This window comes from Pseudomonas sp. lyk4-R2A-10, assembly GCF_030209075.1.
Lineage (GTDB): Bacteria > Pseudomonadota > Gammaproteobacteria > Pseudomonadales > Pseudomonadaceae > Aquipseudomonas > Aquipseudomonas glycinae.
Genome location: NZ_JARVSR010000013.1, coordinates 58,663 through 70,803, shown reverse-complemented (window position 1 = coordinate 70,803; position 12,141 = coordinate 58,663). Strand labels below are relative to the sequence as shown.

General features: G+C 61.6%; 13 protein-coding genes. 9 read left to right on the top strand and 4 right to left on the bottom strand.

The window, feature by feature from the left end; genetic code table 11:
• Positions 1-3 precede the first annotated feature (3 nt).
• Both fkpB and ispH read left to right on the top strand, forming a co-directional pair.
• On the top strand, positions 4-441 hold the full coding sequence (gene fkpB, locus QRN46_RS23950; protein ID WP_170928297.1) for an FKBP-type peptidyl-prolyl cis-trans isomerase: 438 nt from the start codon (positions 4-6) through the stop codon (positions 439-441).
• Positions 442-516: 75 nt separating this feature from the next.
• A complete protein-coding gene (ispH, locus tag QRN46_RS23945; RefSeq protein WP_007959549.1) occupies positions 517-1,461 on the top strand; it encodes a 4-hydroxy-3-methylbut-2-enyl diphosphate reductase in 945 nt (314 codons plus the stop codon).
• Here ispH and QRN46_RS23940 read toward each other — a convergent pair.
• A complete protein-coding gene (locus QRN46_RS23940) occupies positions 1,433-1,987 on the bottom strand; it encodes a GspH/FimT family pseudopilin (protein ID WP_221615877.1) in 555 nt (184 codons plus the stop codon). The genes ispH and QRN46_RS23940 overlap by 29 nt on opposite strands.
• Before the next feature lie 127 nt (positions 1,988-2,114).
• Between QRN46_RS23940 and QRN46_RS23935 the strand changes: the two genes are divergently transcribed.
• The 7 genes from QRN46_RS23935 to thiO are packed head-to-tail and all read left to right on the top strand — an operon-like array spanning position 2,115 to position 8,887.
• Positions 2,115-2,588, top strand: coding sequence for a GspH/FimT family pseudopilin (locus QRN46_RS23935; protein ID WP_011336001.1), 474 nt, complete (start codon positions 2,115-2,117; stop codon positions 2,586-2,588).
• Complete coding sequence (gene pilV, locus QRN46_RS23930) at positions 2,585-3,034, top strand: type IV pilus modification protein PilV (RefSeq protein ID WP_011336000.1); 450 nt, start codon at positions 2,585-2,587, stop codon at positions 3,032-3,034. Before QRN46_RS23935 ends, pilV begins: the two co-directional genes overlap by 4 nt.
• The gene (locus tag QRN46_RS23925) at positions 3,031-3,744 is read left to right on the top strand and encodes a PilW family protein (protein ID WP_201818680.1); all 714 of its coding nucleotides are present in this window, start codon (positions 3,031-3,033) and stop codon (positions 3,742-3,744) included. Before pilV ends, QRN46_RS23925 begins: the two co-directional genes overlap by 4 nt.
• A gap of 10 nt (positions 3,745-3,754) precedes the next feature.
• Complete coding sequence (locus QRN46_RS23920; RefSeq protein WP_011335998.1) at positions 3,755-4,234, top strand: pilus assembly PilX family protein; 480 nt, start codon at positions 3,755-3,757, stop codon at positions 4,232-4,234.
• Positions 4,221-7,313 carry a pilus assembly protein gene (locus QRN46_RS23915; RefSeq protein ID WP_041475431.1) on the top strand — a complete coding sequence of 1,031 codons (3,093 nt, stop codon included), beginning with the start codon at positions 4,221-4,223 and terminating at the stop codon, positions 7,311-7,313. The genes QRN46_RS23920 and QRN46_RS23915 overlap by 14 nt, the downstream gene beginning before the upstream one ends.
• A 15-nt stretch (positions 7,314-7,328) precedes the next feature.
• On the top strand, positions 7,329-7,730 hold the full coding sequence (locus QRN46_RS23910) for a type IV pilin protein (protein WP_011335996.1): 402 nt from the start codon (positions 7,329-7,331) through the stop codon (positions 7,728-7,730).
• A 56-nt stretch (positions 7,731-7,786) separates the two neighbouring features.
• Positions 7,787-8,887, top strand: a complete 1,101-nt coding sequence (thiO, locus tag QRN46_RS23905) for a glycine oxidase ThiO (protein WP_285357653.1) — start codon at positions 7,787-7,789, stop codon at positions 8,885-8,887.
• Positions 8,888-8,936: 49 nt separating this feature from the next.
• Here thiO and QRN46_RS23900 read toward each other — a convergent pair whose 3' ends face one another.
• The 3 genes from QRN46_RS23900 to QRN46_RS23890 are packed head-to-tail and all read right to left on the bottom strand — an operon-like array spanning position 8,937 to position 12,092.
• Positions 8,937-10,283, bottom strand: a complete 1,347-nt coding sequence (locus QRN46_RS23900; protein ID WP_285357651.1) for a sigma-54-dependent transcriptional regulator — start codon at positions 10,281-10,283, stop codon at positions 8,937-8,939.
• Positions 10,280-11,869 carry an ATP-binding protein gene (locus tag QRN46_RS23895; protein ID WP_011335993.1) on the bottom strand — a complete coding sequence of 530 codons (1,590 nt, stop codon included), beginning with the start codon at positions 11,867-11,869 and terminating at the stop codon, positions 10,280-10,282. The genes QRN46_RS23900 and QRN46_RS23895 overlap by 4 nt, the downstream gene beginning before the upstream one ends.
• Positions 11,859-12,092 (bottom strand): PP0621 family protein, encoded by a 234-nt coding sequence (locus QRN46_RS23890; RefSeq protein ID WP_011335992.1) that lies wholly within the window; start codon positions 12,090-12,092, stop codon positions 11,859-11,861. The genes QRN46_RS23895 and QRN46_RS23890 overlap by 11 nt, the downstream gene beginning before the upstream one ends.
• Positions 12,093-12,141 lie beyond the last annotated feature (49 nt).

Genomic DNA, 12,141 nt, shown 5'->3' with positions numbered 1-12,141 from the left:
GTATTGGCTGAGCAACGCATCGGCCAGAACACGGAAGTCACCTTGCACTTTGCATTGCGCCTGGAGAACGGCGACACGGTCGACAGTACTTTCGACAAAGCCCCTGCGACCTTCAAGGTCGGCGACGGCAACCTGCTGCCGGGCTTCGAGGCGGCACTGTTCGGTTTCAAGGCTGGCGACAAGCGTACACTGACCGTCGAGCCGGAAAACGCCTTCGGCCAGCCGAACCCGCAAAACGTGCAGATCATTCCGCGTTCGCAGTTTGCGGACATGGAACTGTCGCCGGGTCTGCTGGTGATCTTCAACGATGCGGCCAATACTGAGCTGCCGGGTGTGGTGAAAGAGTTCGACGACGCGCAAGTGACCGTCGACTTCAATCACCCGCTGGCTGGCAAGACGCTGACCTTTGACGTGGAAATCTTCTCCGTCAAAGCGCTGTAATTGCTGTTCTGCAGGAGCCGGCTGACCGGCTCCTGTAATGATCCAATCTTTCGCGCGCAAGACACGAGGCACCGCATGCAAATCAAACTCGCCAACCCCCGTGGCTTCTGCGCCGGCGTGGACCGGGCGATCGAAATCGTCAACCGCGCCCTGGAGGTCTTCGGGCCGCCGATCTATGTGCGTCACGAAGTGGTGCACAACAAGTTTGTGGTCGAAGACCTGCGCAGTCGTGGCGCGATTTTCGTCGAGGAACTCGATCAGGTACCGGACGACGTTATCGTGATCTTCAGTGCCCACGGCGTCTCGCAAGCCGTGCGCACCGAAGCCGCCGGCCGTGGCCTGAAAGTGTTCGACGCTACCTGTCCATTGGTGACCAAGGTACACATCGAAGTCGCGAAATACAGCCGCGACGGCCGTGAATGCATCCTGATCGGTCACGCCGGTCACCCGGAAGTCGAAGGCACCATGGGCCAGTACGACGCCAGCAATGGCGGTGCGATCTACCTCGTCGAAGACGAGAAGGATGTCGCCGAGTTGCAGGTACATAACCCGGACAAACTGGCCTTCGTCACCCAGACCACACTGTCCATGGATGACACCAGCCGTGTCATCGATGCGCTGCGTACGCGTTTCCCGGCCATTGGCGGGCCGCGCAAGGACGATATCTGCTACGCCACACAAAACCGTCAGGACGCGGTCAAGCAACTGGCCGACGAATGCGACGTGGTGTTGGTGGTGGGCAGCCCTAACAGCTCCAACTCCAACCGCCTGCGTGAACTGGCCGAACGCATGGCCACGCCGGCCTACCTGATCGACGGCGCCGAAGACCTGCAAAAGAGCTGGTTCGACGGTGTCGAGCGTATCGGCATCACCGCCGGTGCCTCCGCTCCGGAAGTTCTGGTGCGTGGCGTGATCCAGCAGTTGCAGGCCTGGGGCGCCACCGGCGCCGACGAACTGGCCGGGCGTGAGGAGAACATCACGTTCTCGATGCCTAAAGAGCTGCGCGTTCGCTCGATCTGATCGCTTTATCCTTTCGGCAAAGCGCCTGTTCAGCCTTTTGGCTGGTCAGGCGTACGCGACCGGTTGCCGCCAGCACCACCTGGAGCTGGCTGACCGGCTCGCGAGCCGAGCATAGATGTAACGTCCCCGCCTGAAATTTCCGGTCCGGCACCAGTGGCTGGCCCAGGCTGCTGAAGCGTATGTAGCGGCTCACCAGCCAGTTGCCGACAATCGGTATCTTTGCGTCACTCGCCTGCTCGATCAGCAAGGGATTACCGGCATCTCCCGGACCCTTTCCGCTGATATCCAGAATGATCCGCCAGCCTTGGCCCCAATCACCGTTGATGCCATGAATCACCACGCTTTGGTTGCGCGTGATGGCCATGGTCCGGGCATTGCGGATCCCGTCGAGCAAAGACTGCGCGGCCAGCTGCCGCCGGTTTGATTCGGTGAGGTCCGCCAGCGCCGGACTGACCAGCGACAGAACAATTGCGCCGATCGCCAGTCCCATAAGCAGTTCGACCAGACTGAAACCCTGTTGCGGCATGTGCGCGTCCTCCCTGGATTGTGCACAGCGGCGCAATCCGTGCGCCGTTCGCGGTAAATCAACCGGCGCATGCCGGTCGAATGTTCTAGGTTTGTACAGGTATAGCCGACGGCAACGGAGGGCATCGATGGATCATCGTACAAAAGGTTTCACGCTGATCGAGCTGTTGGTGGCGGTCGCGGTGTTTGTGATCCTGATCACGATGGCGGTGCCGGGATTCACCCGTTCGGTGCAGGGCAGCAAGGCCGACACCGAGGTCGGCGACCTGCAACGGGCCCTCAACTACGCAAGGCTCGAGGCGATCAACCGGGGCGTCACCACCCGCTTGCGGCCGAGCGCCGGCGGCAGTGTCTGGACCGGCGAGTTGTCGGTCTACGACAGTACTGGCACTCCGGCCAATGTATTGCGGGTTGTTCCAGCGATGAGCAGCGGCGCGGCTCTGACGCTACCCTCTGGAGTGACCGCGCTGGATTTCAACAATCTGGGCGGACTGGCGGCACCGTCCACGGCGGTGGTCATCAGTTATGTGCTGGGAACGCAAAGCAGGACGCTGAACGTGTGTCTGAACGGACGAATTCAATTGGGTGGAAGTTGCGGATGAGGGCAGGGAGCAAGCACGCACAGGAGGGCATGACGCTGATCGAAGTGCTGGTCGCGTTGTTGATTCTGACGGTCGGATTGCTTGGCGCGGCGGCGGTTCAGCTCAATGCGCTGAAGTACACCGACAGCTCGCGCATGACCAGCCAGGCGAGTTTCATCGCCTACGACATGATGGACCGAATCCGCGCCAACTCGGGCGCCGACTACACCGTCACACCGCCGACCACGGGCAACCTGAGTGTCGCCCGGGATCAGGATCTCTACGACTTCACCACCAACATCGTCAATTTCGGCGGCCCGACCGCCACCGGCAGCATCACCCTCAATCAGCGCGTGTACACCATCACCATCACCTGGAGTGACGCGCGCGCCGCCAATACGACCAGTGCGCCCCGCAGTTTCGTCCTGACCAGCCGCGCCGCGGTCGATCCGGTGGCCACGCCATGAAGCGCCATAACCTCGGCTTTGGCCTGATCGAAATGCTGGTCGCCCTGGCGCTGGGATTGATCGTGGGGCTGGGTGTGGTGCAAATCTTCCTGGCGGCGAAGAACACCTACGTCAGCCAGAACAGTGCGGCCGCCATGCAGGAAGACGCGCGGTTCGTGTTGAGCAAGATGATTCAGGAACTGCGCATGGTGGGCATGTTCGGTTGCCTGGGCACGATTACCGATTCCAGCTCGGCGGGAGATTTCAATGCGGCCCAGATCACGCCGATCAGCTGGGACAACGCCAACCTCAAGCTGACCCTGGTCACCGCCGATGTCGGCAGCGCGGGCGGGACGCCGACCTGGACCGTGGTCTCCGATTGCCGCAACAGCGCCACCGCTTATACCGGCGCACGGGCTGCGGCGACGGGACAGATCGCGTTTCCGATCCGTCGGTTGATCTACAGCTTCAGCAACAACCAGATTCTGATGGGCACCGGCAGCGGTAATCCGGCCCAGCAAGTGCTGGTGAATAACGTCAGTGCGTTCACTGTGATGTTCGGTCTGGCGAGTTCCGCGACCGACGTCGCGGCTTCCACCTACAGCGCCAACCCGGGTGATCCGGCGCGGATCCGCAGCGTGCGCCTGAGCCTGACCCTCACTGACCCGAATAACCGGGTCCGCAATCAAACCTTCAACGTGGTTGCCGCCTTGCGCAACCGCTTGCAGTGAGGGGCGAGCGATGAGTGTTTCTCTCCATCGGCGACGGTCCCAGGGCGGCATGGTGTTGCTGGTCAGCCTGGTGTTTCTGCTGCTCCTGACGGTGATCGGCCTGTCATCGATGCAGAGCGCCAACCTGCAGGAAAAAATGGCTGGCAGCGTGAGCCTGCGCAATCAATCGTTCCAGACTGCCGAGGCGGCACTGCGCATCGGCGAAAGTGCGGTGCAGCTGGATGGTTACACGCTGGCGGTGTGTGCCAGCACTACTCAATGTGCGCCGCCGGCGGAATCCTCGGTGGTCAGCGCGGCGGGGTTCAACTCCACGTCGGGCGTGACCTGGATCGCCGCCGGCAGTGGGTTCTACGGGGTGCAGAACATCGGCACGACCCTGACTGCGGTGAACGTGCCGAGCAACACCTCGGCGACCTTGTACCGGGTCACGGCCGTTGGCATCGCGGGTACTTCGCGCAGTGTGGTGGAGAGTGTCTATGCGAAGTATTGAGCGACGCTTCAAGTGGCTGTCGCTGCTACTCGGCATGCTGGCCGGGCTCTATCTGGCCGCGCCGGCGTATGCCTTCACACCGTCCGATTCGCCGCTGTTGAGCGCGGCCGCCGTGCCGCCGAACGTGATGTTGATGATCGACGACTCGGGCAGCATGAACAGCATCATCTATGCGACAGGATTTGATCCGACCGTGGATCGCACGGCGGCCCGCCAGTGCAACGCAGTCATTGGCCTGTGCCTGAGCTCGAGCGCCATTACCGGCGATACGATCTTTCTCTCGAGCCTGCCAACCTCCGGCTGCTCCGGCGGCGCTTATGCGTTCTACAACAACAGCCTGACGCCGCTCTGCCTGAAGCTGCCGGATCCGGTGGGCAGCGGCAACACTCGCTATTCGGCGGATTACATTTCCTACGTGGTCGGGCTGGCGATCAACAACGGCACACGCGACTTCACCACCGGGGCCATTCCCAATGATTACCGGATCAACGTGGCGCGCAACGTCTCCACCGCACTGGTCACCAGCAACCGCAACCTGCGCATGGGCCTGGCCACCTTCAATCCGGCTACCAGCAACAACCCCGGCAACGGCGGTTTCATTGCACGCTCCATCAGCGACCTGTCACCGGTCAGCGGCAGCGTGACCCAGGCCCAGGCCGACACCAACTACAACGCACTGATTTCCTCGATCAACGGCCTGAGCGCGGTGGCCAACACTCCCCTGGCCGAGACCTATTATGAAATCACCCGCTACATGCGCGGGATGGCGCCTTACTACAACAGCACGCCGAGCACCTACACCAGCCCGATCCAGTATCGCTGCCAGAAAAACTACGGCGTGTTGATCACTGACGGTTTGCCGACCTACGACCGCACCTTTCCGAGCAACGACCCGCTGGGCGGCAGCCGCTTGCCGAACTGGGATGGCATCAACAATGACGGGAACAACCTGAACGGGGACGGGGAGGGCGATACGCTGTACCTGGACGATATCGCCAAGTTCGCCTTCGACATCGACATGCGTTCCTCCGGCACCGACGCGGCGGGCAAGAGCTGGAATGCGGTGGACTTTCCCAGGCAGAACATGAACACCTACACCGTGGGTTTCACCGCTTCCAACGACATGCTCTCGGACGCAGCGGATTACGGACAGGGCCGCTACTACCAGGCGACCGACAGCGCCGGCCTGAATGCCGCGCTGTCGTCGGCACTGAGCGATATCACCTCCAAGGCCGGCTCCGGCGGCAGCGGTGTGGCCAGTGGCACCACGCTCGCGAGCGGCACCAGTTACTTCCAGACCAGTTATGACCCCAAGGACTGGCGCGGCACGATCAAGTCCTTTGGTTTTACCTCGGCCGGGGCGGTCAACACCTCGGCGGTATTGTGGTCCACCGACACGGCCATCGTGCCCGGCGCCACCGCGCCGACCTACCAGTCGTGGAACACCCTGAACAACGCGGCGGTGACGCTGGCCTACGGCAACCTCTCCCCGGCCCAGCAGACTGTTCTCAGCCAGGGGTTGCCCACCGGTATCAGCGGCATCGACCTGGTCGAATGGAGCAAGGGCACCAACAAGACCGGGCTCAAAGTGCGCAGCGTATTGCTCGGGGACATCATCAACTCACCACTGGTGCTGGCTTCGCCCACGGAAAAAACCGCCTCCGATCTGGCCGGTGACACCACTTACAGTACCTACCTGACCACCAAAGCCTCGAACATGAATGCCAGCCTCGTGGTGAACGCCAACGACGGTTTTGTCAGTGTCATCAACTCGGCCAACGGTACCCGACGCTATGCCTACATGCCGTCCAGCGTATTGCCCTCGCTGCGCCTGATTGCCGATCCGAACTACGTCAACGGCGTCAGCCACAAGTTTCTGGTGGATGGTCAGCTCGGTGTATTCGACGCGCAATTCGGCACGGCCTGGAAAACCCTGGCCATCGGCGGTACGGGTGCCGGCGGCAAGACTTTCTACGGGCTCCAGTTGTTCGATGCCTCGGCGGGCAACGTCATCCGTGCCTTGTGGGAGGTCAGCGCTCCGGCCACCGCCAGTACTTCCAACGCATTTAATGATCTGGGTTACGCCTATGCCCGCCCGGAAGTGGCACGCTTGGCCGATGGTCGCTGGGCGGCATTCATTGCCAACGGTTACGGCAGCAACTCCGGCGTGGCGGCGCTGTATGTGCTGGATGTGCGTGACGGCTCGCTGATCAAGAAAATCGTCATCGACAGTACGGAAACCACCAACGGTTTGTCCTCGGTGAAGCTGCGGGTCAATTCGCAGAACGTGGTGCAGGCTGCGTATGGCGGTGACTTGAAGGGACGGTTGTGGAAGTTCGACCTGAGCGCCACGTCGTCCGACAGCTGGGGCGTAGCGTTTTCCGGCAAGCCGTTATTTACCACGGCTGGCGGGGCGACTCAGCCGATCACCGCGCAACCGTTGCTGGCGGACAACGCTCTGGGTGGCAAACAGATTTTCGTCGGCACCGGCAAATTCAACGAAACCGCTGACAAGACCAACAAGGATTTGCAGGCGTTCTATTCGGTGTGGGACGCCGATGGCGGGTCGGGCCAGATCACGGTCAGCAGTTTGCAGGCGCAGGCGATTACCGGGGTGCTCTCCGGCAGTACCGGGCAGTTCGTCACCACCAGCCAGAACGACACGACGTATCCGGCGGAGAAGGGCTGGTACCTGCCGCTGGTGTACAACAACGCATTGACCGGCGAACGGGTGATCAACCAGGCCAGTCTGGTGCTGGGACGCATCGTGTTTACCACGGCCAGCGTCGATACCACAGACCCGTGTTCCAGTTTCGGTACCGGCAAACTGATCGAACTCGATGCGTTCAGCGGTAAGATGCTCAACTACGCGGTGCTCGACACCAACGCTGATGGCGTGGTCGACAGCAACGACACGATTTCCAGCGGCGTGGTGTTCACCGGCGGTATCCCGACCCTGAACGCCATCGTCAACGGTGCATCACGCAAGGTCGTGAACGATTCCAGTGGCGGTATCACCACCCTGGTGGAAAAATCCGGCGGCGGCAGCCGTCGTATCATGTGGCGGCAAATTCAGTAAGCGAGAGTTCGAGGCATGCGCAGATCCAACCGAGGTTTCACCCTGATCGAAATCATGATCGTGATTGCGATCATCGGTATCGTCATCACCATCGGCTATCCGAGCCTCACCGAATACGTAAAGAAGGGCCGCCGTGCCGACGTAGTCAGCAATTTGTCGGAACAGGCACAGATCCTCGAACGCTTCTATTCGAAGAACAACGTCTACACCGGTGTCACTGGGTTGAGCACCGGCAACGATTTCTACACCATCACGCCGACGATCACCGATCAGACCTTCCAGCTGACCGCGACCCGCAAGACCGGCACGGCTATGGCCACTGACAAGTGCGGGGATTTCACTCTCACCAACACCGGTGTCAGAAGCATGAACAACGCGACCACCGGGCTGACTACCAAGGATTGCTGGGGCCGCTGAGCCGCTTTATTTCGGGCGCCTTTTGCGCCCACTGTCTTTTTACGGTTGGATCAAACATGACCAGGCAACAGCAAGTGGTGATTGTCGGTGGCGGGGTGATTGGCCTGCTCACTGCGTACAACCTCGCCTCCGAGGTCGGCAGCGTGGTGCTGCTGGATCGTTCGAACGTCGGCCAGGAATCGTCCTGGGCCGGCGGCGGTATCGTGTCTCCGCTGTACCCGTGGCGCTACAGCCCGGCCGTCACCGCGCTGGCGCACTGGTCGCAGGATTTTTATCCACAGCTGGGCGAGCGCCTTTTTGCCGATACCGGGGTCGACCCCGAAGTGCAGACCACCGGCCTGTATTGGCTGGACCTGGATGACGAAGCCGAAGCGCTGGCCTGGGCCGCGCGGGAAAACCGTCCGCTGCGGGCTGTGGATATCTCGGCGGCGCATGATGCGGTGCCGGTGCTCGGTGGCGGTTTTTCCCGGGCGATCTACATGGCGGACGTGGCCAACGTGCGCAATCCGCGGCTGGTGAAGTCTTTGAAAGCGGCGTTGCAGGCGCTGCCGAACGTGACGATTCACGAGCAGTGTGAAGTCAGCGGGTTTGTCCGTGATGGCGAGCGGGTGGTGGGCGTGCAGACCTCCACGGGTGTGATCACCGGTGATCAGGTCGTTCTCACCGCAGGGGCGTGGAGCGGCGAACTGCTCAAGAACCTGGACCTGTCGCTGCCGGTGGAACCGGTCAAGGGTCAGATGATTCTGTACAAGTGCGCAGCGGATTTCCTGCCGAGCATGGTGCTGGCCAAGGGGCGTTATGCGATTCCGCGCCGCGATGGGCACATTCTGATCGGCAGTACGCTGGAACACGAAGGCTTCGACAAGACCCCGACGGACAGCGCGCTGGAAAGCCTCAAGGCCTCGGCAGTCGAGTTGTTGCCGGCGCTGGCCGATGCTGAAGTGGTGGGGCATTGGGCCGGGCTGCGACCGGGTTCACCGGAAGGCATTCCATACATTGGCCGTGTTCCGGGGTTTGACGGTCTGTGGTTGAACTGCGGGCATTATCGCAACGGGCTGGTGCTGGCGCCGGCGTCCTGCCAGTTGTTTGCCGACGTGATGCTGGGGCGCACGCCGATCATTGATCCGGCGCCGTATGCACCGGCCGGACGGATCTGAAGCCATATCAACAAAACGCAGCCGACAAAGGCTGCGTTCCCCTGAATGTTCAATCCAGCCCCAGTTTCTTGAGCCTGTAGCGCATCGACCGAAACGAAAGACTCAACCGCTGCGCCGCCGCCGTGCGATTCCAGCGGGTTTCCTCCAGCGCCTGCAGTATCAGTTTGCGCTCGACACTTTCCAGATAGTCTTCCAGGTTGTCGATCTGCGTCAGATCGGCAATGCCAGCCTCCGCGGTGCCATTACCTTCACTCAGACGTAAATCCTCGGCCTCGATCGTGCGGTTTTCACACAGGGTGTGCGCCCGCTCGAGTACGTTTTCCAGCTCCCGCACATTGCCCGGAAAACGGTAGTTTTTCAGCGCCTCGAGGGCATGGGGATGAAGGCGTGCCGCCGGTTGCCCGGTGCCATTGGCCAGGCGCTTGAGCATGTGGCCGGCCAGTGCTTCGATGTCCTCGCGACGTTCGCGCAGGGACGGTACACGCAGTTCGATCACGTTCAGCCGGTAATACAGATCCTGACGGAATCGCTCGGCAGCCACTTCAGCATCGAGATCCTTGTGCGTCGCGCAGAGTATGCGCACATCGACCACGGTTTCCTGTTGGCCGCCGACGCTGCGCACGGCTTTTTCCTGGATCGCCCGCAGCAGCTTGACCTGCATCGGCAGTGGCAGGTCCGCCACTTCATCGAGAAACAGTGTGCCGCCATGAGCCGCCTGAAACAGCCCCGGTTTATCCTCCACCGCGCCGCTGAAACTGCCTTTGCGGTGGCCGAAGAACTCGCTTTCCATCAACTCAGACGGAATCGCCCCGCAGTTCACCGGCACGAACGGCTGGCTGGCGCGCGGGCCCTGTTCATGAATCAGTCGGGCCACCAGCTCCTTGCCGCTGCCGGACTCGCCGCTGATGTAGACCGGTGCCTGGCTGCGGGCCAGTTTGTCGATCTGCTTGCGCAGGTTGCGCATCGGCGGTGAATCGCCGAGCAACCGCCGGTCGATCGAAGTGCAGACATTGCCCGGCGCCGGCATGCGCAATGCCGAGCCGACCAGCTCGCGCAGGCGTGTCAGGTCCACCGGTTTGGTCAGGAAGTCGAATGCCCCGGCCTTCAGGGCGTTGATTGCCGTTTCCAGGCTGCCGTAGGCGGTGATCATCGCCACCGGCAGTTGTGGATAACGTTGCTGAATGTGCTGCACCAACTCCAGGCCGGTGCCGTCGGGCAGGCGCATGTCGGTCAGGCACAGATCGAAGGTCTCGCGGTGCAGCAGTGCCTGGGCTTCTTCGAGATTGCGTGCGCTGAAGGTGTCGAGTTTCATCCGTCCCAGGGTGATTTCCAGGAGTTCGCGGATATCCGGCTCGTCGTCGACGATGAGGATTTTTTGCCGTGGGCTCGTGTTCAACTTTGTTTCCGTCCGTGAGCAAAGGTGATGCGAAAGCAGCCGCCGCCTTGGCGTGATTTGAAGTCTAGGCGCGCTTGATTGCTTTCGCACAGCTCACGGGACAGATAAAGCCCAAGGCCGGTACCCTGGCTACTGGTAGTAAAAAACGGTTCGAACAGGTGAGCCTGTTGATCCAGCGGCACGCCGGGGCCGTTGTCCTGCACTTCGAGCACGGCCAGCGTGCTCTCGGGGTCGATGAACAGCGTCATCCAGACCTCGGCCGGGTCGTGCAAAAGGGCGCTGTGGCGCCAGCCGTTGCGTAACAGATTGTCGAGAATCTGCGTGAGCTGGCCGGGATCCATCAACGTGCGGAAATCCCCCAGGCCGATGTGCAGGTGAATGTGCTGGCGCTCGCCGGAGCGTTCGCGGCTCTCGTTGACGAACTGCTCCAGCCACGGCTTGAGGTCGAGCCGTTGCGGTGCGCTTTGCTGGCGGCGGGACAGTTGCAGGACGTTTTCGATGACTCGGTTCATGCGCTGGGAGTGGTCTTGAATGATCTGCGTCAGACGCCGATCCGCGCTGTCGAGTTCCTCGGACTCCTGCAACAGCTGCGCTGCATGACTGATGGCCCCCAGCGGATTGCGGATTTCATGGGCGATACCGGCGGTCAGCCGGCCCAGCGCAGCCAGTTTCAATTGTTGGGCCTGCTGGGCTATCTGGGCGAGGTCTTCAAGAAACACCAGGGTCTGGCGGTTCGGGTTCTGTTCCAGGGCGATGAAACTCGGCTGCAGCTCCAGGCCGTTGCCGGCAATTTTCAGGCTTTGCGGCCGCAGGGTCGGGTTGTTCAGCCACAGTTGCAGGCGTTCGACCAATGCGCTCGAGTGCTCGTCGATCAAGTCACCTTCAAGATGCGTTTGGCCCAGCAGGACCCTGGCACTGTGGTTGGCCAGTTGCACCCGGCGTTGTTCGTCGAGCACCAGAATGCCGGTGCGCATGCGTTGCAGGATCAATGCGTTGAGGGCTTCCAGCCCCACGACTTCGCTGGCGCGCTGTTCGGCCAGGTTCTCACTGACTTCGAGACGGCGCATCAAACCTTGCACCAGCAATGACGCCGCGAAGCAGAGGGCGCCGAGGGTGCCGGCCTGCAGATAATCGTTGGCGCTCAGGGGATGGCTGAAACTCAGCAGAAAGCTGAGCCCGACGATGCCGAGGGTGGCGATGGCGGCGATCAGCAAGCCGATACGTCGTCGCAGCAAGGTGTTGCTGATGGCCACCGAGACGATCAGCAGGTTGCCGATCGCGCTGGCCACGCCGCCGGCCGCATAGAACACGCCGCATAGCAGCAGGATGTCGACCAGTGCCAGGCCGAACAACTGGGCGGGGCGGCGAATGTTCTCGAGAAACACCACCAGCAGGATGTTCAGCACCAGGTACAACCAGCTGCCATTGCGCAGCCACTCGTCGTTGGCCGAGGTCAGCAGGCGGTTGTCCATGTTGCTGGAGATCAGCAGCACCAGGGTGATGCCGACACTCAAACGGTACAGATGATAGAGGCGCAGCAGTCGCTGAGCCTGTTTGCTGTCGGCGTTGTCGGCCTCAGCGATCACTGGAGCCGGGGCCTTGCTCAAGATGAGCCTGGCTGCAATACCACTGTTGTTGAAGGTTCAGCGCGCGGTCGCGGGGCAGATGCACGCCGCAGTGGGCGCAGCGCACCATCGGCGCGGCATCCTGTTCGCGAGGCGATCGGTTGGACGAGGCGGGGGCCTTGAATTTGCGCCACAACCAGACAGCGGCGGCGATCAAGGCAATCCAGAACAGTAAACGAAGCATGATGGGCGGCTTTTCGGCTAATGATCCGGCAGTTTAGCCAAGGACCCGA